Source organism: Nostoc favosum CHAB5714, from assembly GCF_020829495.1.
Lineage (GTDB): Bacteria > Cyanobacteriota > Cyanobacteriia > Cyanobacteriales > Nostocaceae > Nostoc > Nostoc favosum.
Window position 1 is genome coordinate 151,822 of record NZ_JAIVFQ010000004.1, and the last position, 24,871, is coordinate 176,692.

The following is a 24,871-nucleotide window of genomic DNA, read 5'->3' on the forward strand; positions in this document are numbered from 1 at the left end:
GAATCTTGCTCCCACATTCGGATAACTCGATAACGGTGGGTTGTGACTTCGCTGACATATTCTTCAGTAAAAGCGATTTTGTCACTTGTCTCTTGTAAGAAAATCACTACCTGCGTAACAGGAACTTGATATTTCCGTGTCAATCGGACATAGTAATCTAGCATCCGCAGAGAAATTGGTTTTTGGGATTTGATTGTGGTTTGAAATTCTAGGTGTAAAATCCGATTTTCTGTTTGTAGAAATGTCACTGAATCAGCACGTATCGGTTCGATGCTTAATTCGGTTTTTAAGATTTCAATTGTTCGCGGTTCTTGATTTAATAACCAACGGATAAAATCACGGGGATATTTTTCTGCGAGTATTTTACAAAGGTTGTCATATTCTGCCATCTATAAAGATTGCACCTGATTTTATTGATTACTTTAAAGGCGATGTCTAGAGTGGGCTATTCAACGTCGCAGCTTAATTTAGGCACATTTTTTATAGTGACATGTATTTATAACTCGGAACTTCGACCTTTTAACTTGGAACTTCGACCTCTGAACTCGGAACTTCGACCTTTTAACTTGGAACTTCAACCACTGAACTCGGAACTTCGACTTCTGAACTTGGAGCTTCGACCTTTTAACTTGGAACTTCGACCTCTGAACTCGGAGCTTGAGCTTCTGAACTTGGAACTTCAACCTCTGAACTCAAACTCCGAGCTTCTAAACTCTAACTCTCAACTTTTTAGGCACAATTGCCGATAGATTTTCTCCACTACTGATGCTTATGGCTGCACTTTCAGAGCTTTACAGATGAAATTGCGTCCTCATCAACTTTTAGTTTCTACCTTTGAAAGAGTTTAGCCATTCTTGAACTTGCTCGCGGGCAATATCGCGCCCCCCAAGACCAAAAGCTAGGGCAATAGCAACTGCGATCGCACCTAGTAAAAGTCCAAAGGCTAAATTCACAATATCACTGGCAACTCCAATCTGTTGCAGTGCCATTGCAGACACTAAGGTAATAATTGCAATCCGCGCCACTTGTCCTAAAATCTGTGCTTGACGTTCGCCAGAACTGGTAATGATGTTAAAAGCCAGATTTGCCAGGAATAAGCCAATGGCAAATATCACCAATCCCGCCAAAATCCGCCCGAATATGATCACAATCCCAGACACTAATGCTGTCAGGGCTGGAATATTCAAGATATTCACCGCCGCTACCGTTGCAAATAGCATGATCCCCACTAAAGCAACAATGCCTGCAATTTCCGATGGAGTGCGGCTTGGAATCGGGGGGGTTGTTGATTCTGTTGAAACTACAATTCGTCTGCTGGGTGTTGTCAGACCCAAAATAGTGAAAATGTTATTAAAACCTAAATTGGTGAGGATGCTTGTAACCAAATCCGCGATAAACCGCCCTACGAAATACGCAACAATCAAAATTGCTACGGCTGTAAAAATGGCAGGTAGGGCGTTGAGAATCTGTTGCAGCATTGCGATCGCAGGCACAGATATCGCATCAATTCGCAAGGCATTCAGCGCTGCGATCGCCACAGGAATCAAAATCAGAACATAGACAATTGTGCCGATAATACTCGATAGAGGTTGCACCCCCGCAGCCGAAGATAATCCCAGCCGGCTACCTAAATGGTCGATACCAGTTGTCGCCAGCAAGTTCGTTACAATCCGCCGCACCACATTAGCTATGAACCAGCCAACTACAGCAATTAGCGCCGCCGCTAAAATGTTCGGCAGAATTAGCAGAACTTCTGTAATTAGAGCTTGGACTGGTTGTAGAGCCTGCCTTAGTTCCAGAGTATCTAAAACGGGGGCCAGAAACAGTAAAAATATAAACCAATACAGAGCATTGCCAATCGTCTCACTTAGAGACAGCTGATTAAGGCTGGGTGTCCTGTCTTCTGGTTGTGGATTCAAACGCTCATCTAGGTTAAATGCCTGTAATGAGCGCACAGTGATAATCTTCACAATGGTCGCCAAAAACCAGGCGGTTACCAAAAGGATTCCCACACCAACCAATTTTGGCAAAAAGCCAATAAGTTGATTGAGAAAATTATTGAGGGGTCGAGACGCTACCTCTAAATCTAATGCCTGTAAAACAGCTACTGCCGTCAGTAGGATAATGCTCCAAAATACTAAGCTGGAGATTAATTTCTCCACTTGGGGAACATCTTGACGACCCGTTACCCCTGCGGCAATGCGGTTATCTATATTTGTGCGATTGAGGATTCCTCGCGTCAGCGCGGCTACACCGAAGGCAATTAGCAAACCTACTAACAAAATTGCCACTGCCCCCAGCAGACGGGGTGTAAACAGAATTAACTGTTGAACAATACCTTGCACATCAGCAATTCCTTGATTCACTGCTGGTTGTGCCGATTGCAGGCTGGGCGATTGTGCCAAAAATTGCTGCGTCCTTGTGGACAAAGCAACTCCTATCACCTGGGTTATTCCTTGCCAAGTTGTGTTCATGGTTTTCGGGAATTAAGCTTAAAGTATTCGCCGCAAACACTGAGTCAGTGTTTTGCCTATCAATTTACCAGTAAAAACATACTTCTATGCCATTGATATCAAGAGTAATTTCTGACTGGTTAAGCTGATATGCGTCTAAATTATATAAACATTCTTTATAATCGTTGACGGATGACGGTTGACGGTTGACGGTTGACGGTTATCAGTCATCAGTCAACCGTCAACAGTCATCAGGTAAATGTACTAGTTTTATGCGTAACAGCTTACTAAATATTTGATTTAATCTACTGACAGTGCTGAATTTTGCGTTACTCTAATTGCAGCAACAGCATCAGAGATATAAAATGTCTCAAGTTTTGTCACAATCGATTCAAATTAATGCTACAGCTACGGTGGTGGAGCGCTGTATTAGCGATTTAGCTCTCATGCATCGCTGGCTCAACCCCGTTCTCCGTTGCGAACCTGTGGGTGAAGCTTGGAGTACTGATGTTGGCAGTGAAAGTCGTTTTATCATTCAAATTCCTCTGCTGAAACCCACGTTGAATAGTGTAGTTGTAGAACGACAACCGGGTTTGGTAGTTTGGGAATTTCAGGGATTTTTTCAAGGGCGCGATCGCTGGGAATGTCAGCCAACAAAAAAGGGAACGCTCCTACTCAACCGCTTTGAGTACGATATCCCTAACCCCTTAGTTAGTTGGGGTTTCAACACCTTTGCTGCGTCTTGGACAAAAGAAGATATGCAAGCCCAACTGCGCCGCCTCAAACGAGTTGCAGAAGAACAACAAAATTAGTCATTTTTAGTTGTGAATACTCACACCCATGTTTCCCCTGCTTATCCGAACCGTATTGGGAGTAGGGGGAGAAAAGGGAGAAAATTTTACCTTGTCCCCCTCTTCTTCTTTTAGGCTGTCGGTGTCAATGATTGTACTCTTGATTCCGATTGCCAGTCTAATGGATTCAAAACTCGATCTTCCAGCGCCATCTGCTCAATCAAACTTGCCAGTCTTAGGGCTTTGAGAGCTTGTTCACCACCTACTGAGGGTTGATTGCCACCGTGTACACAGTTGACAAAATGCTCTAATTCTGCACTTAAGGGTTGAATATTGCTGGTGTAGACTTTTTCAATCACACCATCTTGCCTGTAAAGTACTTGTCGGTGGTCGGTGAGAGAATTAGCATTTGTTTGTCGGTGAATCAAAATTTCATTCTTGAGAAAATCTGCCTCAGTGAATGAATTTTTGCAATGGGCGACAATCCGGCGAATTTTTCGGTGGGTAACTTTACTGGCGGTCAGAGTAGCAACAATACCATTGGCAAACCCCAAGGTGGCAGTTACGTAATCTAAATAACCAGAGTCCAGGGCGCGAGTACCGCTAGCAGTCAATTTCGTGACTGGGGAAGCAGCTAATTCCAGAAGTAGGTCGATGTCATGGATCATTAAATCCAGCACAACCGAAACATCGTTTGCCCGATCTGAGTAAGGACTCATCCTGTGGGCTTCTAGCGCCAGCAATTCCTCTGTTTTCAGAACTTGGCTCAGTTCTTTAAAAGCTGGGTTGAAACGCTCAATATGACCTACTTGCAGGATACATCCAGACTCAGCTGCGGCATTTACTAGGGACTCTGCCTCAGAAATACTGGCTGCGATCGGTTTTTCAATCAAAACATGAATTCCCGCTAACAGACAGTTGATGCCCACAGCGTAGTGCAGACGGGTGGGAACAGCGACACAAACGGCTTCCACAAGGGGTAGCAGGTCACAGTAATCTTCAAAAAAACGCACCTTGTACTTGCTGGCAGTTTCTAAACCTCGCTCAACGTTAATATCTGCCACTCCGACTAGTTCAACATCTTTCATTGAACTCAGCACGCGAGCGTGGTGTTGTCCCATGTTACCCACTCCAATCACGCCTATGCGGATCGGTCGTGGCTGGTTACGCTGTGTATATGGATTCGGTTCTGCCACTGACATGCTATTTTGCACTATTATTCTCTCCTCAACCACCAAATTTAGAGACGCTACGGCCGTTGGCGTTTATACTCGAAAGCCAGTTACGATCCGTCTAAAACCATCCAGATGGTAACATAGAGCCTATGTTTATGAAGAATTTCAAAGTTTGTGATCGGTTCCCGTAATCCAGATATCTTTTGTATAGATAGTTCGGATATGCTTTTGATTTTGCACTTTATACAATAAACATGTATCTTTTTATTAACTTTAAAACATTCAGTAAGACTTAAGTGTAAATTATTTAAATTTCTAAGGGTCGGCTTCTTCTGCTCCGACTTAACTTAATTGTTGCATTTAGACAATTAATTACCGGGATCAATATTTAATTGATACTACTAAAATTACAAAATCATCAAAAAGTAACATGTGTGCTTTTTGAAAGAAAAATGCTATTGGAAATGATCGCCACTGATTACTTGAAAAGATTTTTGTATGATTATTTGCAGTATTGATCGTAGAAACTTACTCCTGCAAAGAAGCAATTTATGCGTAGCGTCTAGTACCACAAGGCGGAAATCAGCCCCAACTCTTAGAGACGCTGTGTTTCGACTCCGCTCAACATAAAGAAAGCGTTCGGGGAAGTCATATCATGTCCGCATAAATAGTTATGCTAACCACAGCCATTACACCCCACCCCCAGCCCCTCCTGCTTGCGGGGAGGGGAGACAAAGCGACGATTGTCGGGGTGGGGTTCTTCGGGTTTAATAAGCAATCAAGCGGACATGATATCACGCATTCACGCATTCACGCATTCAAAAGTTTTGTATATCAAGGCTTTTGCAAGTTTTAAAATGGGAGCTTGATTTTTGCGCCCGCTGTACTAGTAGAGAAGACATTGCACCGCTTTTTGAGAGAAACTAGTGTAGATTGTTTCTTTGGAATATTTAAGGTGCGGCGTTGTTTGCCATCACTCACAGGGTTCAGGAGTCGCTTTGGCATTGCTTCCTGACATCTTGTTGAGGTGTAATTTGGCGATTTAAAATCCAAAATTTGCAACCGAGATGAAAGCTGTAATTCTGTTATCTGGGGGATTAGACTCTTCCACAATTCTATATAAAGCTAAGGCTGATGGCTGTGAATGCCATGCTATTTCCTTTGACTACCAGCAGCGACACCGACGAGAGTTACAGTCAGCCCTCACTGTTGCTCAAAAAGCTGCGATCGCAAAACATCAGGTGGTTAACTTTGACTTACGACAATGGGGCGGTTCGGCGCTTACCGATGATGCCATTGATTTACCCCAGGAGCGATCGCTAGATGAAATGTCTCAAAATATTCCTGTCACTTATGTTCCGGCTCGTAATACCATCTTTTTAAGCTTTGCTCTTGGTTACGCCGAAGCGATCGCAGCTGAACGTGTCTATATCGGTGTCAATGCCTTAGATTACTCAGGATATCCTGACTGTCGCCCCGACTATATCCAGGCGATGCAGGAAGTTTTTCGTCTGGGAACCAAACAAGGGCGTGAGGGACAACCAATAAATATTGTTGCACCCCTGATCAACCTGAAAAAAACCGAAATCATCCAACTGGGCAACCAATTGGGAGTTCCTTGGGAGCTAACTTGGTCTTGCTATGCCGGTGGAGATGTCGCCTGCGGTGTATGTGATTCTTGTCGCTTGCGCCTAGCAGCTTTTGCCGAATTGGGACTGGTTGATCCACTGGCGTATGCTTCTTGAGTGAAAAGTCATGAGTTATGAGTGAGGAGTTAGGAGTATGAGTTTTAACTCCTAACTCCTAACTCTCAACTCCTAACTCTTGTAACCGTTGCAGTTGAATTTGATGCAGGCGTGGGCCAACAATTGATACCACAGTGAATTCGAGATTTTGATAACGGAAGGTTTCGCCCTTGGCAGGAATTTTCTGTAACTGATACAGCAAAAAGCCCCCTAGTGTCTGATATTCTCTTGTCAAGGGCAAATCGAGATGTAAAACTTCGTTGAGGTCTTCGAGGTTGATCTGCGCCTGCACTAAAAATTTATGCTCATCTAACATCTGAATCAGCAAGTCGTCGTTGCTTTCAGGTTCGCTGGCGTCGCCAATGATTTCGGCAATGACATCTTTGATTGTCACTAGTCCCACAGTAGAGCCAAATTCATTTACTACCATGACCATAGCTGGTTTCTCTTGCTGCATCATGGGCAAAAGTTCACTCAGCGACGTGTGTTCGGGAACAAATCGGGCGGGACGCATCCAAGGTTGGATTTGTGTCTCTAAACTGAGCTTTCCTACAGCTAAAGGTTGTGCCAAATCTTTAAAATAAACAATGCCGCGAACATCGTCTAAAGATTCACCAATCACGGGATAACGAGAGTAACCAGTGGAAGCCATTTCCTTGAGTAATGCCTGGAAGGTAGCATCTTTTGGCAGCGCGATAATACTCGTGCGGGGGATCATCACATCTTGGGCCATGACATCCCCAAACTTAAAGACATTATTGAGCAATTCTCGCTCCGCACGCTGTAAACCAGTAGACCCCCATTCTGTAGAGATAATCAGTTGCAATTCTTCGGGAGTCACAGGTGGCCTCCAGCCTTGACCTGTGTATTGGATGCCAAAAATCCGCAATAAAAAACGAGTTGATTGGTTGAGAATCCAGATGAAGGGGCCAAAAAAACGCACGATCGCTTTTACCGAAGGCCCCAAAAATCTAGCTAGCTGTTCTGAGTACAGCATAGCTAAGGATTTGGGACATAATTCTCCGATCACAATTTGCAGATAGGCAATCAAGAAAAAGGCAATGGGAATTGATAGAGAATGCGCCAAGAAGGTAGTCATGCTACTTGGTAAAGGCCAGGATTTTAACCATGCATTCACCAGCACGACAATCGTACTTTCGCCAATCCATCCCAATGCCAAACTGGAGAGGGTAATACCTAACTGGGTGGTAGATAGTAGCCTGTCAATACTACGTTGTAGCATCTCGACTGCGATCGCTGGAATATCGCCAGCTTTAACTAGCTGGTGAATACGCGATCGCCGCACGCTCACCATCGAAAATTCCGCCGTCACAAAAAAGGCATTTATGGCAATCAGCAGTAGCACTGACAACAACCTTAGCGCCACGTCTGTCCAAATTAAATTAGGAAAACCACTCACCACCAAAGCTCGTGTAAAACTCACGCCCTCCATTTAGGGGAATAGGGGATAGGGAATAGGGAATAGTAAAAAATAACAGATAATCACCAATGCCCAATCTACCTTTCCACAGGAATATTCGATGCCTCTAGCTTTAATTCTTGAGCGGGATAATCAGTGAGAGCAAGTGATATTTTCTTGACATCATCAAGTAAAGCTGTGGGAATACTCACTGTACCTGTAAATGCTGGCCCATTTGCAGGCAATTCTGTTGGTAAACCCTCTGTACTAGCACTGAGGGTTCGTCCTTTATCATCGGTAACATCTAAAAAACTATATAGGAAGCGCACAGAATCTTTACCTTTGTTCTGCATTTTCACTTTCAGTAGCAAATCACCACCAGAGTAGCGGACAGATTGCACAGACATGGTTACACCCTCACTCAGAGCAGTAACTGGAAAACCTGGCTGGAGTTTTTCTTCAACCACTGCTGGGGGTTTCTCCTCTGGCTTCTGCTTGCTGCTATTGGTTTCTTCATCATCGTCCTCTAGCTTTTCCGATTTAGCAGCCTTGGTCTTACCCTCAATTCGCGCTTTGACAATTTTCAGAATCTCTTCCTCTTTTAATAACACTAGTCCTCCCTGTTGGGAGCTATTTGTCTTATTGCTGGCAAATTTGGTTGTGGGACGCCCATCTGGTGTAGTAACGCCTTTAAGTGCTGAACTCCCCAGTTCAAACCCCAAAAAGGCACTCACAGAACCTGCTCCCATCATCAGGATTAACAAAACCAAAGTAAGAAGTACAGTAGAATTTATTTTCATCGCTGACAAGCTATCACAATAGAATGCTGGTCTATTTAAGAATAGTGAAGCTTTTGACCTCAATCCTTAAAGGAACTTAATCAATATTAGTCTGCACTATTCCATGATTAAATTATGTAGTATAAAAATCTGGTAAACTATTGTCGAGTATTCACAGATGTAAATCTGTGCTATAATTACGCAATTGGCTAAACTCAGTGCATGAGGTATTTTCCTCAGTCTAAAATTAGCAAATCAGGTTGACCTAAGAGTTGAAGTAATTGACTCTTATGAACCCGAAGCCCAACAAAATAAGCGCCTTTGGCCGATTGGGGAGGCAACGAACTCATAATTCGTCTTCAGGCTGGTTCGATTCCAGCAGGGCGCACTTGAATGATCCAAAAGTAGTAATAGAGGGATAAAGGGCATTGGGCATTGGGCATGGAGCATTGGTCAATAATTAATAGTTATTCTTCCCCTGATCTCCCACCCCACTACTTCGGCTTCGCTCAGTACAAGTCCCCACTCCCTACTCCCCAATATTACCGAGGTGGTAAAGTTTCAAACTTGAATTCAGTTCCCACTTTGAGTTTGTTGCTATTCAAACGAGGAGACATCATCAGCGACGTGTCGTAAGGATTTGGTAAATCAGGAGTGCGAATATATGGATCGTTGCCAACTTGCTGAGTCAGGACATCATGATATAAAGTGTTGAGCAACTGAGCATCGCGGGCAATTTCATTTTCTGGGAAGGAACCACCGAAACCGTAACCACCTCCTAGAAGTGAGTCTAGTTGGCGCTTGAGGCTACCATTTTCGTAGAAATTGCGATCGTGACGAAAATAAGCTCGTTCAAATACATCATTCGTAGTTTCAGTTTTGGGGGTTTCCTTTTGGGCAGATGCAACAGAGGGAAAAGCAATACCAGCAGCAAGCAGTACCAATAAACCCCCAAAGGTTTTAAATTTTATACCCACGTTCCTAACTCCTCAATTTTTGGGCAATCTTAATTTATGCTTAATTTCAGAACTCTGATGAGTTCAACCTTTGGTGTAGCACAACTTTTAATGTTTTGTAATGACGTATCCTACTGAAACTCTTACCCACTCAGATATTTGGGCAACTACTGCTGATTTGACTATTTTGCGCCACAAGCTACTAGATTTATTTTCTCAACTGGCTTATCAAGAGGGTGATTTTGTTCTCGCTTCTGGGCTACGTAGTTCTTATTATGTCAATAAGATGCAGGTAACACTCCACCCTCAAGGAGCTTTAGCTGTTGGACGATTGCTGTTTCCTTTACTACCTGTAGATACTCAGGCTGTAGCAGGTTTAACGATGGGGGCTGACCCAATGGTGACAGCAGTGAGTATAGTTTCTGTTTATGAAAACCGCCCGATACCAGCGCTGATTATTCGCAAGGAAGCCAAGGGTTATGGAACGAAAGCTTATATAGAGGGCCCCACTTTACCTAAAGGTGCAAAAGTAGTAGTTTTGGAAGATGTGGTGACAACTGGGCAATCGGCTTTAAAAGCAGTTGAGCGTCTTAAAGATGCGGGTTATACGGTAAATCAAGTAATTTCACTGATAGACAGACAGCAAGGAGGAGGTGAGTTGTACCAGTCAGCTGGGTTGAAGTTTGAAACTTTGTTTTCGATTCAAGAAGTTCAGGAACGCTACCGACAACTTGCGAAATCATGAATATATAAATATAAGGTTTAGTTAGAGACTAAAACATAAACTTATGTAATGTAGAGCCAAAATCCCCAAAATCTAGGGGATTTTGCGTTCAAGCCAGCAGCGGGATTTGAACTCGCGACCTTCCGATTACAAGTCGGATGCACTACCACTGTGCTATGCTGGCAACTTTGGCGATTGCTTTTAATTAGCAACCACGATTTATTATTGTACCATAATAAATTTCTTTGTCTAGCTGTAATTGCTAAAAAATATCTCCCTGTTCAGAAATTAGGCTAGAAGACCAGAGATTTTGCCAATATCGCTGCTTTTGTGCCCCTAGATCGTTTAATTGGCGTTGCAACTGTGATTAGCCATAAAAAAATCAGTGATTCTGCTCACTGATAAAGTTGATAAATTAGTATGCATGGCAAAAGCTAACTCAAATCCTGGGCTAGATGCAAAAATATTTGGTAAAGTTTTAAAACTGTATTTTCTTGACACAGATGAATAAAGGAACAGAAATATTTGACACTCCCTTCGGCTAAAGCCGAAGGGATTCTTGGTTCAACGAGTCCACTTAACCTAGACCCCTTGCGGTATCTAAGCCTCCTTGTGGTTCTCTCCCCTTCGCGCAGCGTCTCGAAGAGAAGCTTTAACTTCCGGTATGCCCTACCGTAGTTGGATTGCTCCAAAATTTGTTTGATTTAAATGCTGTTTGTCTAGCTCCCATGTTCGCGTTAGCGTCTCGTAGAGAAGATTTTACCTATTCCTGGGATGTTCTAAAACTATGGAATAGAACCCTATATCTTCAATTGTCTTCGCGCAGCGTCTCGATAGAGAAGGTTCAGCACGGCAGTTGCTCCACTTGGGGAGACCCCAAGACCGCACTGCCTCGTCTACGTGTTAGGTAGCAATCGGGTTTTTTAAGTGGTTGATTACCCTTCCACTAGTCTTATTTTACCATGATAATTATTTTTTACAGATCACAAGCATGGCAGCATTGCTCGGACGAGATTTATTAAGTCTGGCGGACATCAGTCCAACAGAACTTCAAGAACTCCTGCAATTGGCAACTCAACTTAAATCACAACAGTTGAAGTTGCAGTGTAATAAAGTTTTAGGATTGTTGTTCTCCAAAGCTTCAACTCGCACGCGGGTAAGTTTTACTGTGGCGATGTACCAATTAGGTGGACAGGTAATCGATCTCAACCCTAATGTCACTCAAGTTAGTCGCGGGGAACCTTTACAGGATACGGCGCGGGTGTTAGACCGATATCTGGATATTTTGGCAATTCGCACTTTTGCACAGCAAGATTTAGAAACTTTTGCTCACTATGCCAAGATTCCGGTCATTAATGCGCTTACCGATGCAGAACATCCTTGTCAGGTATTAGCTGATTTATTGACAATTCAAGAAAGCTTTAACACCCTTGCTGGGTTAACTTTGACCTACGTGGGTGATGGGAATAATATGGCTAATTCTCTGATGTTGGGCTGTGCTTTGGTGGGGATGAATGTTAGAATTGCCACCCCTAGCGGATATGAGCCAGATTCTAAGATTGTAGAACAAGCAAGAGCGATCGCTAATAACAAAACGGAAGTCCTCGTCACTCATGATCCAGAATTAGCAGCTAAGGGTTCTGCTGTACTTTACACTGATGTTTGGGCGAGTATGGGGCAAGAAGCTGAAGCAGACAATCGAATGCCAATTTTCCAGCCTTATCAAATTTCGGAGCAGCTATTGAGCCTTGCGCAACCAGAGGCAATTGTTTTACACTGCTTACCAGCCCATCGTGGTGAAGAAATTACCGAAGCTGTTATTGAAGGTTCTCAATCACGAGTTTGGGAACAGGCAGAAAATCGCTTGCACGCCCAAAAAGCTTTACTTGCAAGTATCTTAGGGGCAAAATGAAAAGAGTTAAAAGACGCGATTAATCGCATCTGTACAAAAGTTAAGAGTCAGAATGGCGAGTGGGCAGCTGGCTCTTAACTACTTAAAATTTGTAAAAATCAAGAATAAATTGGTAAAAGAAAAGAGAATATTTTTGCTTTTGACTTTCATATTTTTATTTTTCTCTTGTTATGGGGAGTTTTTTGTAGTACTAATGTTCTAGAGACATTTATAATTACTTCCCGCTTTTTTTATGGAACGTCTAACTGAAGCTCAACAAGAACTTTACGAATGGTTGGCAGAATACATCCGATCGCACCAGCATTCGCCTTCAATTCGGCAAATGATGCAAGCGATGAACTTGAAGTCACCAGCACCAATTCAAAGTCGTTTAGAACATTTACGCACTAAAGGATATATAGAATGGACTGAAGGCCAAGCACGAACGATTCGGATTTTGCGTCCTGTTAAGCAAGGTGTACCAATTTTGGGCACGATCGCTGCTGGTGGTTTAATAGAACCGTTTACTGATGCTGTAGATCATTTAGACTTTTCTAATATCTCATTACCTCCCCAAACCTACGCTTTGCGCGTAGCTGGCGATAGCATGATTGAAGATTTAATTACTGATGGCGATGTGGTATTTCTGCGTCCAGTAGCAGAACCAAATCATTTAAAAAATGGTACTATCGTCGCCGCTAGAGTAGATGGATTTGGTACCACATTAAAACGTTTTTATCGCCAAGGCGATCGCGTTACCCTCAAACCAGCAAATCCTAAGTACAATCCCATTGAAGTCATGGCTCAACAAGTGCAGGTGCAAGGTTCTCTCATTGGTGTTTGGCGTGGTTACAACTGAGTAGTAAGAAAGTGATGAGTTATGAGTGATGAGTGATGAGTTTTAAATTACTAACTCCCAACTCCCAACTCCTAACTCCTAACTCCTAACTCCTAACTCCTAACTCCTAACTCCTAACTCCCACTATGTACCTGACGAAAAATTCAGTGCAGCAACTGCCCACTTTCCGGTTGAAATTACCAATTGCAAGGGAAATTTTGGGCAGTTATTACACTTTGCAACCATTACCAGGATGCCCAAGGATGCCTCCGTCTCTGCAATTGCGGCAATATCAGCAACAAGCGATCGCTAGCTGGTTTACCAACAATGGCAGAGGGACGCTGAAAATGGCTACTGGTAGTGGTAAAACGATTACTGCACTAGCGATCGCCTGTGAACTCTACCAACAGATTAATTTACAAGTTCTGTTGGTAGTGTGTCCCTATCGTCATCTCGTCACCCAATGGGCGCGAGAATGTGAAAAATTTAATTTGCAACCCATTTTAGCTTTTGAGAATTTACGTACTTGGCAAAGTCAACTTTCTACCGAAATTTATAATCTGCGTTCTGGTTCTCAACGGTTTGTCACTGTGATTACTACGAACTCCACTTTAATTGGAGATGGTTTTCAGTCTCAACTCAAATATTTTCCCGCGAAAACTTTAATTATTGGTGATGAGGCGCATAATTTAGGCGCACCTAAGTTAGAAGAAAGTTTACCGCGCAGTGTTGGGTTGAGACTGGCTTTATCTGCCACACCGGAGAGATATTTTGACGATTTTGGTACGCAATCTTTATTTGATTATTTTGGCCCAGTTCTCCAGCCAGAGTTTACTTTGAGGGATGCGATCGCTCAAGGTGCTTTGGTGCATTATCTGTATTATCCGGTGTTGGTGGAATTAACTGAAGCAGAAAGTATTGCCTATTTAAAGTTAACTAAAAGAATTGGGCGATCGCTTCTTTATCGAGATCGAGAAAATGGCGAAGCGGGAAGCTTTGAAGACAATGAAGATTTAAAGCCGTTGTTGATGCAAAGAGCAAGGTTAATTGGTGCGGCGGAAAATAAATTAAATGCTTTGCGGGATTTAATGATCACTCGCCGCGAAACTACTCATACACTTTTTTATTGTAGTGATGGTTCCCAAGAGGCGGGACAACGTTCATCTCTACGCCAACTCAAAGCTGTTGCTAAAATTCTGGGTGTGGATTTAGGGTACAAGGTAAGTACCTATACAGCACAAACAACTTTACAAGAAAGGGAAATTTTACGGCATCAATTTGAAAGTGGAGAGTTGCAAGGTTTAGTCGCAATTCGTTGTTTAGATGAAGGTGTAGATATTCCAGCAATTCAAACTGCGGTGATTTTATCAAGTTCTGGTAATCCCCGCCAATTTATCCAGCGACGGGGGCGAGTTTTACGTCCTCATCCGGCTAAAGAACGCGCGACAATATTTGACATGATTGTTTTGCCACCAGATTTAGATAGAGAAACTATAGAAGTTGAGCGTAATCTGTTGAAAAAGGAATTACGGCGCTTTGTGGAGTTTGCTGATTTAGCTGATAATGCTGGTGAAGCAAGAATGAAGTTACTTGATTTACAAAAGCGATATGGTTTATTAGATATTTGATGAGCAATTGTAAAATTTTTTGAGTTTTGAAAAAAGAAGCATTAAGTATGAAATAATAAATTTATGAGCTTGATTATAATGGGATGTAAGTAAAATTTTTAAAGCTACTTACATCCCATTATGATCTAGATTAGCTAAAATAAATAATAACAGAAAAAAATTAAATAATAAAGCGTTTTTTCAAATAAAATTAGGATTTTAAAGATAACGCAAACAGTGGCTTTACTGAGGGTATTCCAGCACTAGAGAAAGTTAAAATATAGAAAAACTATATTTCAAAATCCGATATGTCACAAGAGGCGAATATCGATGATGTACAGGAGCCAATAACCAGCGCTCCGCCGGAAGTACGGCAAATTATTGAGCGGGTATGGAAGCTGGAGAAAGGCAGGCTAGATAAAAAGATTAACAGCCATATAAATGATAATATTTTGGACATTATTAAGGAAGAGGTGCGATGAAGCTGACTTCAATCAAGCTATGCAACTTTCGCTCCTTTTATGGTACGACACCAGAAATGATTCTGGCTGGGGGAGATGCTCAGAACACGACAATTATTCATGGTAATAATGGCTCTGGTAAAACTAGCTTGCTGAATGCCTTTACGTGGGTATTGTATGATAAATTTAGTGCAGCGTTTGCATCGATAGAGCAGTTGGTAAATAAGCGTGCGATCGCAGAAACTCAAAAAGGTCAAGCTGTAGAATGTTGGGTAGAAATTGGCTGGGAACATGAAGGTAAACGCTATCGAGTTAAACGCGCCTGCCGGGGTTATAAAAACGAAGCTGATTTTGACGCTGGCAAAACTCAATTAACTATGTGGGTTGGTGCGGATGATGGCAAATGGAATATACCAACTCAGCAACCAGACGATATAATTAATCAAATTTTACCCGCTACTTTACATCAATATTTTTTCTTTGACGGCGAACGAATTGAAGAAATAGTCCGTTCTGACAAAAAAGCTGAGATTGCTGAAGCTACAAAAATTTTCTTGGGTGTAGAAGTAATCAACCGTTCCATCAGACATTTGGGAGATGCTAAAAAAACTCTAGAAAATGATTTAAAAGCTATTGGTGATTCTGAAACTAAACAACTATTACGACAGCAAGAAAAGTTAGAGCGAGAGCGTGAACGTATTACCAAACGGCAAAGTGAAATTAAAGAAGAGTTAGAATATCAACAAACTTTTAAAAAAGAGACAAGTAACCGTTTGCGAGAACTGAGTGCTGCTAAGGAATTGCAAGAAAGATGGCAGGATTTAGAATCACAGAAAACGGCGAATCAAGAAGAATATAAAAAAACCAAAGAAGCGCTGAAAAAAGTTATCTCCGCGCGGGGTTATACTGTTTTACTGTCAGAGACTACAGCACAGTTCCGAGGAATTATCAATGATTTGAAGCAGAGAGGCGAGTTAACATCAGGAATTTCGCGGGAATTTGTGAATGATTTACTCAATTCTCAGCGCTGTATTTGTGGCGCAGAATTACACGAGGGTAATCATTCTCATACTCATGTGAGTACTTGGTTAAAAAAAGCCGGTTCCTCGGCGGTGGAAGAAACTGCAATTCGGATGATAGCACAAGTAGATGAAATTGATAAGCAAGCTATAGGTTTTTGGGAAGAGGTTGATAGAGAACAAGCCAGAATTAATCAATTAAGGCAAAGCATATCTCAAATTGAAGGTGATTTAGACAATATTCAAGAACGGTTGCGAAAAGATGCTAATGAAGAAATTAGCAGTTTACAAAAACGCTTAGATGAAATTGAAAGTAAAATTGATGAATTGAATCGAGAACAGGGTGCAAATCAGCAGCAAATTGCTCAACTCACAACTGAGATTGAAGGTTTAAATAAACAAATTGCAAAGCAAAAGCTGAATGAAGATAAGCAAACTCTAGCACAGCGACGAATTAACGCCACTCAAGATGCAATTGAACGGTTAACGGAAGTAAGAAATCGTCAAGAACAACAATTTCGCCTGCAACTAGAAAAGCGAGTGCAAGAGATATTCACAGAAATTTCTGTTACTCCATACATTCCTAAAATTAGTGAAAAATATGAACTGACATTAGTAGAAAATACTACAGGTATAGAAGCACCAGTTGCAGCATCCACGGGCGAGAATCAAATTCTCAGTTTATCCTTTATTGCCAGCATCATTGACAAAGTACGGGAATGGAGTGAGAAACGAAAAATGATGATGATTCCCGATAGTAGTACTTTCCCAATTGTGATGGATTCACCCTTCGGCAGTTTGGATGAGAATTCGCGGCGACACATTGCGAAGACAATTCCCCAATTAGCGAATCAGTTGATAGTTTTAGTTACTAAGACTCAGTGGCGGGGTGAAGTTGATGCAGAAATGACGGAGAGAATTGGTAGAGAATATGTGCTTACGTATTATTCATCTAAGCCGGATTGCGAACAAGATTATATTGAGTTGGGTGGAGAAAGATATCCTTTGGTGAAACAAAGTCCGAACGAGTATGAATATACTGAAATTATTGCGGTTGAACGGGATGAGTAATTACAGCAGTTTTTATATATTTGAACCACATCTGTCTTAAGGGTACAGCAACGCTGTGTCCCTACCGCGTGGTTTATTTACCTGAAAATAGCTGTAAGAGAAACGAACCGCAGAGGCGCAGAGGAAGCAGAGGGAAGAGAAGATGTAAAATTGAGATTATCCCTAACTAATTAGAAGATGTTTTATGAGTATTAAAACTGAAGCAACTATTCAAGATTTGTACCACTTACCTGACAATTGTAAAGCAGAGATTGTCAATGGAAAATTGATGCTGATATCTCCATCTGGATTTTTATCAGGACGTGCAGGCGGTGAAATTTATGCAAGTCTACGGGATTATGAACGTCTGACAAAAAGTGGTTACGCTTTACCTGATAATGTCGGTTTTATTGTCAATCTCCCTAATCGCCGTTCTTTAAGTCCTGATGCTGCGTTTTATACTGGCAAACCTACAGGTGGGAAGTTTGTTAATGGTGCGCCTGTATTTGCTGCTGAGGTGAGAAGTGAAAATGATTATGGTGATAAGGCTGAGAAAGATATTGCTAGTAAACGCCGTGATTATTTTGCGGCTGGTACGCTGGTAGTTTGGTATGTAGATGTACTTAAAGAGGAAGTTATTAGAGTATATCGTGCTAGTAATCCTGAAGAAGCGGAAGTTTATCGCCGTGGGGAGGTGGCGGAGGCTGAACCCGCAGTGCCAGGATGGACTATGTTAGTGGATAATTTGTTTGTTTAGCGATCGCCTATATACTAGTATAAAATCACGCCTTAATAATTACCATCACCTTTAACTTTCGGTTAAAATAGCAACAATGTAGATATTAATATCATGGCTGCAAACAGAATCAAGGTTGCTAAAGATAAGGCTGAGTTGGTGAAATCTCTAGTCGCATCAAAAGACACAACTGGGCCTTTTCAGACTTATGTAGAAGTTATGGTGTTTGCAGCAGCATTAGGCGTTAAATATAAAAAGCGCGTTCCTTTGGGAGAAACCACAAAAAGAGAACCATCTCCAATTCCACAAGAGAATTTTGCTTCATTGGGATATGACCTAATTATTAAATTATTAGGAATCAATGAAACTAAAGATATTAACATACTCTCATCTAGAGAAGAACAAGATGAAGATAAACGTACTCAAATATTTGAAGAGTATGCTAACGCAGGACTTGAAATTTTACAAAACGAGTTGCGCGGTTCTGTTGACTACTCAGAGCGACTTCTATTAGTTCTGATTTCTGAAAGAGGAACAAAAGAACATCTAGAAGAAGAATTTGACCTCAGTAAATTTTTAACTTGATTTTTTTGCTTGCTTCATTAAGTAATTAAATATGAAAAATATAGCATATTATTGTCAACGGCTTGCTGAATTAAATGTGAGTAATAGCCGTAAGCGTGGTAACGCTCAATATAAACCAATATTACTTTTATCTGTAATTGATTTGATTGCGCGAGGTATCATTACTACTAATGAGATTCGAGTTTCAGACGAATTAATTCAAACATTTGAAAGGTATTGGAATGTAATCGGTTCTCCGTCTTACAAAGGTGGTTTACACTATCCTTTCTTGCATCTGCAAACTGAGGGCTTTTGGTACTTAAAATTTAAGCCTGAGTTTAATGGGTTACAACCAAAAACAATTAACAAGCTAAAGGAGGCTGTTGAATACGCATATCTAGACAGTGAATTATTTAACTTTTTGCAAGATGATTTTTTCAGAAAAGAACTAATTGATGCACTTGTGGCAGCTTTCTTTTCTGATAATGAAAATGATATAGAAGCTATTTTACAAATAAATCAAAGTTTTCAAGATGACGCGGTAGAGATAGAAAAATTAATTGAAATAGGAAATTTAGAGAATAATCCAAGGTGGAGCTTGAAACGAGCAGTTATTAGAAATGCTTTTTTTAGAAAAGCAGTTGTATACATTTATGATTATAAATGTGCCTTTTGTGGACTAAAAGTAACTAAAAAGTTAAATCAAAATATTGTGGATGGCGCACACATAAAGCCATTTTCACAGTTTTATGATAATAAAGTTCATAATGGAATTGCTCTTTGCAAAAATCATCATTGGGCATTTGATAGGGGTTGGTTTGCTGTAGATGAGCAATACAAAATTATAGTTAGCAATGATTTGGAAGAAGTATCTCCCCATGCTAAACCTATGAAAGATTTTCATGGTGAAACAATACTTTTACCAAATACAGAGCAACACTTTCCAGAACAAGAAGCGCTGCAATGGCATCGCCAAAATATCTTTCAAGCATAATTACAGAACAGGTGGAAGCCCTACCGCTTTCAGTTCAACAAACTCCCCATCAAAACCTATTGTTTTATTTTCAACAGTCCTAGCATCCGCCAAAGCCTTACGAAGTTCAGCACGTTCCATCTGTTCCTGAATTCCACCCAGGATGTAAACCAATAACTTCGCCGCCAAATCTCGTCCAGCAACCTGCACTCGCTTTTTATTTGGGTCATACAAAACCCCATACCAAAGAGATTGGGGATATTCCATACCACTAAAACCACCTTGCTGGTCAAACTTCCGCAGTTTCTTAAAAATATCTGCTAGGGAAAAACCTTTTTTAAAAACTAAAATTCCCAAAGCTTGCGCTAATGCAACTTGAGCAACTGGGCGGAAAAGCATATTTCCTTCACCTCCATCTTTCTCAAAGCTGAAGCGCCGTAAAGCTGGTGTATCTTCGTGTTCTAAAATCTTATAACTGGAAAGACTAGCCAAAGAATCAAATAGCTTTCTAAATTCCTCAATTCCCTGCTCAAGTTCTTCATCCTCTGGACGCATGGGAATTAGACCTTTCTCCAAGGGTTTCCAATGAGGGAACTTTTGAGCCAAATATCGCTCAGACATATCTTGCAGAGCTTGCAAAGTCGTCAAAACTGTAGAATTGGAGGCTACTGTTGCACTATTCCAATTAACACGGGGATTGCGCTCTTGTCGTTGTTCTAATAGTGGATGTGTAACTGCAATTTTTCTAGCAACGATCGCAAAACCATCATCCTCATTCAACTGTGTTAACTGACCTTTAGTCAAGGGTGCAGCCATCAGGTTGACATGAACAAAAATCGATCTCACCCTCCGCCTCGCCTGGGTGCGAGTTTCCCCAGCCGCTACAGCACAAATGAACTCAATACCAATTTTTTCCTTGGGTAAATTTTGCAAGTAAGCAAGGTCTACTTGGTACTTTTCTATCAAATCATTTACTGTAATAAAACTGTCATCAGCACCTTTATCTTTTTTATAGCGCTGGAGTTTACGAGTTTTAATTAACTCCATCAACCCCTGAACCCCCATTAATCGGTGTTGACCATCTAGTGCATAAATAGTCACATCATCCTCAGAAATATTTAGCAGACCTACTTTAGCATCTTTATCTAGGGGGATGAAATCTGTAGTAGACTTGGTGGCGCGTCCTTTGTTATCCCACTCAGCAGCTTTAGGATTATCCACCCACGGTTGATTAATCACCACCAGCACTGGTGGAAACTTGTGGTTGTGTCTAGCCGCTAAATACTGCACTAGCGGTGCTTGACGTGACCAATCAAGGGGACGCTGCTGAATTTCATCAATGCTATCTGCGTCAATTTCGACATTATCAGTCTCTGGATTATACTTTTTTTGAAACAGAGGTAAGCCAGAGGCAAAGTGAACCCGACCTGCAAACCATTCCAGTGTAACAGAGCTAACATAAGCCTCAGTACCACCCATCTCGGTTTTTTGAACGAGAATCTGATCTTTTCTCCCTAAAAACTTCTCCAGGAGTAAAGCTAGTACCTGTTTTTCCTTGTTTTCTCGTTCCAGGTACTCTCTAGCGATGTCAGCAGTTGGGTCAGATGCACTATCTTTCATGTTAAATTTTAAAAACAGAATAAGATTATGTTGTTTAATTATCCAAAAATTTGGATATTAGTAGTAAAGTTTTTAAAAACTTTTTTCAACCCATGAAGTGGATTTTGTCTGTGTAGCCCGAATATTACGCCACTGTTTCCAGAGAGAAGGAGAAATGACTACAGCACAACAACCAGAAAATAAAATTCAGCAAACACGTACTGTAGCAGAGTTAGTGGACTATATCCAAGCTCTCACCACTGAAATTCAAGAATTGTATTGTTTAGATGAGATACCTTGGGTGGTGGGCTATTCGGGCGGAAAAGATAGTACTGCTACCTTACAGCTTATCTGGAATGCGATCGCAGCACTACCAGTTGAAAAGCGAAAAAAGACTATTCATGTTATTACAACGGACACACTAGTAGAAAACCCTGTAGTCTCTGTTTGGGTACGCAAATCCTTAGAAAGGATGAGGGTTACTGCTAAAGAACAGAAAATGCCCATAGAACCCCATTTATTACAACCAGAAATTAAAGAGACATTCTGGGTAAGCTTGATTGGAAAAGGTTATCCAACGCCACGAGGAAAGTTTCGTTGGTGTACAGACCGTCTGAAAATTCATCCTTCTAACCGCTTTATCCGTGATGTGGTTAGAGTAAATGGGGAAGTTATTCTTGTTTTAGGTACCCGCAAAGCTGAAAGTGTCAAACGTGCTATCTCAATGGAGAAACATCAAGCAGGTAGCCTAAAAGATCGTCTCATTTCTGATTCAAGTTCGCCTACGTCTCTGCTTTACCATAGTGCAAGCTTACCTAATTCTTTAATTTATAGTCCCATCGAAGATTGGCGTACTGATGAAGTTTGGATTTACCTAAATCAATGGCAAAACCCTTGGGAATATAGCAACAAAGATTTGTTCACCATGTATCGAGGTGCTACAGCAGATAATGAATGTCCTCTAGTTGTTGATACTTCTACTGCTAGCTGTGGTGATTCTCGATTTGGCTGCTGGGTTTGCACAATTGTTAGTAAAGATAAATCAATGGAGGCAATGATTCAAAATGATGAAGAAAAAGAATGGATGCAGCCTCTATTAGATATCCGCAATGAATTAGATAATAGAGATGACCGCGAAAAAAGAGACTTCCGTCGCATCTGGGGAGAAGTCCAACTTTTTGAACGTCATGTAGATGGTGAAGCCTCTATTGAACCAATTCATGGCCCATATACTAAATATTGGCGAGAACATTGGCTCAAACGATTATTAGAAGCACAAACAAAAACCCGTCAAACAGCGCCAGTAAATATGCGCGATATCACACTAATTACTCTAGAAGAAATGAGCGAAATTCGCCGCATTTGGCTAGAAGAAAGACACGAGTTTGATGATAGCTTACCCCGGATTTATCAAGAAGTGACTGGCGAAGAATTTCAAGATCCCCGTCCTGGTGCTGACTATAGCCTACTAGGCCGTGATGAATGGATAGTATTAGAAGAAATCTGTGAAGGTGACGCGATGCACTTGGAACTCATGGCGAAATTGTTAGATACAGAACGCCAGTATCGCAAAAAGACTCGTCGTGTGGGAATATACGAAACCCTAGAAAAATGTTTTAATACAAGTTCCCGTTCTCCAGAAGACGCGATTAAAAATGCTCGTTTGAAACGTGAATTAAGCGAAGCAGTTAGTCAAGGTGACGTTGCAAAAGTCAAGCAGATGACTTTAGGCGATGTTGCAGCAATCAATGAAGTAGATGAAGCTGAAAGTGAAAGTGATCAGCAGGTAACTTGGGCAAGTATGAAATTTAAAAAGGAAAATTCAGAAGAATAGAATAATTCAATACCAGGCGAATGGAATAAGACTGTTGGCAAATTGATAGGCAGTCTAACCCATCAGCGATAATCCATCTTAATTTCTTTAATTTTAGTGCGTTTCAACGCAGTTTAGCTATTAGCCCGCAATTTATTGCAGGGCGGGAAAGCAACACAAAAACGAGGTTTTAGGGATGGGGATTTAACCCCTCGTAAATTGGCCAACAGTCTGATTCCATTCGCCCGGTATTTCTTTCCCCGGTATTTAATAATCTTAAAAATCAATGATATTTCTGGAACTGGTTCTACAAAACTTTGGCCCCTACAGTGGGAAACAAGTAATCAATCTTAACCCAAAAATTGATGAAGAAAACTCACACCCAATTATCCTCTTAGGTGGGATGAATGGCGGTGGAAAAACTACCCTTATGGATGCCATTCGTCTCGCTCTTTATGGCCCCCGTGCCCAATGTTCTACCCGTGGTAATTTAAGTTATAGCGATTTTCTCAATCAATGTGTTAACAACAAAATTGATCCAGTTACAGACACTCGTATTGAATTACTTTTTGAACATATTGAAAACGATAAACCAATAAAATACCGTGTTGTGCGTAGTTGGACAAAAAACCCTAAAGACGGTAAAGATACATTAGGTATTTTAGGCGACAGTGATACATGGCCTGATGCATTAGTTAATATTTGGGATGAATATATTGAAAATCTCCTACCGTTAGGTATTTCTAACTTATTTCTCTTTGATGGTGAACAGGTTAAAGAACTCGCAGAACAGGAAATACCACCACCAGTTGTAGTAGACGCAATACGCGGACTTTTAGGGCTAGAGTTAGCAGATCGTTTAGCAGTTGATTTAGATATTTTAGTTAACCGTAAACTTAAAGAAGTTGGTAATAGTAAGGATTTAGCAAACTTAGAGGAAATTGAAACTAGGTTAACTCAACAGCAAGAAGATTATCAAATAACAGAAGAGAAATTAGAAACTCTCAAAAATCAGGTAGAAGAGTTAGAACAAAAGCACCAAGAAGCCTTTGATAAATTCATTTCTGAAGGTGGGAAGATTGCAGCAGAACGAAATCAACTAGAACTACAACAGGATACAAAAACTGCGGAAATTGAACAAGTACGTCAATTGATGTGTGAATTAGCGGCTGATGTTTTACCTCTGGCATTAATTCCCAATTTGCTTACTCAGGCGCAAGCACAGGGGGAAAAAGAATTTCGCCATCAACAGGTACAAATTTCTAAAGATTTGTTAATTGAGCGAGATCAGCGCTTACTCACTTGGCTAACTCAAGTAGAAATTTCTCCGATACAAGTTGAAAAAATCCAATCATTTTTAATCCAAGATGTAGATAGTTTATATGCAAAGACTCTCCAGACAGAAGCACCTTGGTTATTAGCTGATGATGAAACTTTAAGCCAGTTAGATAATCTTATATATCACTTACAAAATTCTAAACTTTCTGCAAAAGAGAAATTAGCTATTCTCAAAAATAAAGAAGAGGAAATTCATACTCTAGAAAGACAGGTGCAAACAGCAGCAGCACCAGAAGATTATACAAAGCTGTGTGACGCACTAGAAGCGGCACAAAATCAAGTTATTGAAGCTAAAGCAAATTACGAAACAATCCGCCGCCGTTTAGCTGAATTAGAAAGTATTATTGCCAAATCAAAAAAACAATTAAGTGAGTATACTTTAGAAAATATTAAACATAAAAATAGCGAACATATTATTACCTCTGCGGCTAAAGTTCAAAATACACTCAAGATTTTTCGTGAAAAATTAACCCTGCGAAAACTCAATAAATTAGAGGAAGAAGTTAAAAATTGCTTCCTTTATCTCCTCCATAAATCAGATTTAGTGCATCGCATCACCATTGATACTAAGACTTTTAGCCTTTCACTTTACGATTTAAATGGTAAACCTGTCCCTAAACATCGCCTCTCGGCTGGCGAAAAACAACTACTTGCGATCGCTTTCCTCTGGGGTTTAGCCAAAGTCTCTGGACATCGCCTACCAGTAGCAATCGATACGCCACTAGGTAGACTAGACTCCTCCCACCGCAGCAACTTAGTTGAACGTTACTTTCCATCCGCCAGTCATCAAGTAATTTTGTTATCTACGGATACCGAGATTGGCAAAAAAGAAGTAGAAACACTGCGAGAAAACGAAGCGATCGCCCGCGAATACCTACTCAAATACGACTCCTCCACCCGTCAAACAACAGTGATAAAAAATCAATATTTTTGGTAGTA

The 24,871-nt window shown here is 41.0% G+C and carries 20 protein-coding genes and 2 tRNA genes; 14 read left to right on the forward strand and 8 right to left on the reverse strand.

The annotated features are described in order from the left end of the window. Window positions 1-389 (reverse strand): RpnC/YadD family protein (locus tag LC586_RS05145; RefSeq protein WP_498072174.1); only part of this gene is annotated, 389 nt, incomplete at its 3' end. Between the two features lie 432 nt (window positions 390-821). Then, the gene (locus LC586_RS05150) at window positions 822-2,474 is read right to left on the reverse strand and encodes a mechanosensitive ion channel (RefSeq protein ID WP_229483447.1); all 1,653 of its coding nucleotides are present in this window, start codon (window positions 2,472-2,474) and stop codon (window positions 822-824) included. A 344-nt stretch (window positions 2,475-2,818) separates the two neighbouring features. Between LC586_RS05150 and LC586_RS05155 the strand changes: the two genes are divergently transcribed. Next, window positions 2,819-3,265, forward strand: a complete 447-nt coding sequence (locus LC586_RS05155; protein WP_229483449.1) for an SRPBCC family protein — start codon at window positions 2,819-2,821, stop codon at window positions 3,263-3,265. 110 nt (window positions 3,266-3,375) lie between these two features. Here LC586_RS05155 and LC586_RS05160 read toward each other — a convergent pair whose 3' ends face one another. Continuing rightward, a complete protein-coding gene (locus tag LC586_RS05160) occupies window positions 3,376-4,458 on the reverse strand; it encodes a Gfo/Idh/MocA family protein (RefSeq protein ID WP_100901191.1) in 1,083 nt (360 codons plus the stop codon). Between the two features lie 1,028 nt (window positions 4,459-5,486). Between LC586_RS05160 and queC the strand changes: the two genes are divergently transcribed. Then, window positions 5,487-6,164, forward strand: a complete 678-nt coding sequence (gene queC, locus LC586_RS05165) for a 7-cyano-7-deazaguanine synthase QueC (RefSeq protein ID WP_229483451.1) — start codon at window positions 5,487-5,489, stop codon at window positions 6,162-6,164. 58 nt (window positions 6,165-6,222) lie between these two features. On the opposite strand, the gene LC586_RS05170 is transcribed toward queC, so the two are convergent. Then, a complete protein-coding gene (locus LC586_RS05170; protein ID WP_229483453.1) occupies window positions 6,223-7,617 on the reverse strand; it encodes a hemolysin family protein in 1,395 nt (464 codons plus the stop codon). A gap of 65 nt (window positions 7,618-7,682) precedes the next feature. Continuing rightward, window positions 7,683-8,384: a hypothetical protein gene (locus LC586_RS05175; protein WP_229483455.1), complete on the reverse strand. Its 702-nt coding sequence runs from the start codon at window positions 8,382-8,384 to the stop codon at window positions 7,683-7,685. A gap of 294 nt (window positions 8,385-8,678) precedes the next feature. Here LC586_RS05175 and LC586_RS05180 point away from each other — a divergent pair. Next, window positions 8,679-8,751: transfer RNA gene (locus LC586_RS05180), tRNA-Ile, on the forward strand. Window positions 8,752-8,905: 154 nt separating this feature from the next. Here LC586_RS05180 and LC586_RS05185 read toward each other — a convergent pair. Continuing rightward, entirely contained in the window at window positions 8,906-9,340 is a 435-nt protein-coding gene (locus LC586_RS05185; RefSeq protein ID WP_229483456.1) for a hypothetical protein, read from the reverse strand. A gap of 100 nt (window positions 9,341-9,440) precedes the next feature. Between LC586_RS05185 and pyrE the strand changes: the two genes are divergently transcribed. Then, complete coding sequence (gene pyrE, locus LC586_RS05190; RefSeq protein WP_229483457.1) at window positions 9,441-10,064, forward strand: orotate phosphoribosyltransferase; 624 nt, start codon at window positions 9,441-9,443, stop codon at window positions 10,062-10,064. 91 nt (window positions 10,065-10,155) lie between these two features. Here pyrE and LC586_RS05195 read toward each other — a convergent pair. Further along, window positions 10,156-10,227: transfer RNA gene (locus tag LC586_RS05195), tRNA-Thr, on the reverse strand. 807 nt (window positions 10,228-11,034) lie between these two features. On the opposite strand from LC586_RS05195, the gene argF reads away from it, so the two are divergent. The 8 genes from argF (at window position 11,035) to LC586_RS05235 (ending at window position 19,203) form a co-directional block, all read left to right on the forward strand. After that, a complete protein-coding gene (gene argF, locus LC586_RS05200; RefSeq protein ID WP_229483458.1) occupies window positions 11,035-11,955 on the forward strand; it encodes an ornithine carbamoyltransferase in 921 nt (306 codons plus the stop codon). Between the two features lie 232 nt (window positions 11,956-12,187). Continuing rightward, complete coding sequence (lexA, locus tag LC586_RS05205) at window positions 12,188-12,793, forward strand: transcriptional repressor LexA (protein WP_229483459.1); 606 nt, start codon at window positions 12,188-12,190, stop codon at window positions 12,791-12,793. Between the two features lie 125 nt (window positions 12,794-12,918). Further along, window positions 12,919-14,400 (forward strand): DNA phosphorothioation system restriction enzyme, encoded by a 1,482-nt coding sequence (locus tag LC586_RS05210; RefSeq protein WP_229483460.1) that lies wholly within the window; start codon window positions 12,919-12,921, stop codon window positions 14,398-14,400. Window positions 14,401-14,687: 287 nt separating this feature from the next. Continuing rightward, complete coding sequence (locus LC586_RS05215) at window positions 14,688-14,861, forward strand: hypothetical protein (protein ID WP_180277607.1); 174 nt, start codon at window positions 14,688-14,690, stop codon at window positions 14,859-14,861. Beyond that, window positions 14,858-16,930: an AAA family ATPase gene (locus LC586_RS05220; RefSeq protein WP_229483461.1), complete on the forward strand. Its 2,073-nt coding sequence runs from the start codon at window positions 14,858-14,860 to the stop codon at window positions 16,928-16,930. The genes LC586_RS05215 and LC586_RS05220 overlap by 4 nt, the downstream gene beginning before the upstream one ends. A 184-nt stretch (window positions 16,931-17,114) precedes the next feature. Next, complete coding sequence (locus LC586_RS05225; protein WP_229483462.1) at window positions 17,115-17,666, forward strand: Uma2 family endonuclease; 552 nt, start codon at window positions 17,115-17,117, stop codon at window positions 17,664-17,666. A 93-nt stretch (window positions 17,667-17,759) separates the two neighbouring features. After that, on the forward strand, window positions 17,760-18,230 hold the full coding sequence (locus LC586_RS05230; RefSeq protein WP_229483463.1) for a DNA phosphorothioation-associated protein 4: 471 nt from the start codon (window positions 17,760-17,762) through the stop codon (window positions 18,228-18,230). A 31-nt stretch (window positions 18,231-18,261) separates the two neighbouring features. Next, entirely contained in the window at window positions 18,262-19,203 is a 942-nt protein-coding gene (locus LC586_RS05235) for an HNH endonuclease (protein WP_229483464.1), read from the forward strand. Here the strand turns inward: LC586_RS05235 and LC586_RS05240 are convergent, their stop codons facing one another. After that, the gene (locus LC586_RS05240; RefSeq protein ID WP_229483466.1) at window positions 19,204-20,802 is read right to left on the reverse strand and encodes a DGQHR domain-containing protein; all 1,599 of its coding nucleotides are present in this window, start codon (window positions 20,800-20,802) and stop codon (window positions 19,204-19,206) included. Between the two features lie 154 nt (window positions 20,803-20,956). On the opposite strand from LC586_RS05240, the gene dndC reads away from it, so the two are divergent. Next, entirely contained in the window at window positions 20,957-22,615 is a 1,659-nt protein-coding gene (gene dndC / locus LC586_RS05245; RefSeq protein ID WP_229483468.1) for a DNA phosphorothioation system sulfurtransferase DndC, read from the forward strand. A gap of 265 nt (window positions 22,616-22,880) precedes the next feature. Then, the gene (gene dndD, locus LC586_RS05250) at window positions 22,881-24,869 is read left to right on the forward strand and encodes a DNA sulfur modification protein DndD (protein WP_229483469.1); all 1,989 of its coding nucleotides are present in this window, start codon (window positions 22,881-22,883) and stop codon (window positions 24,867-24,869) included. Window positions 24,870-24,871: the final 2 nt, after the last annotated feature.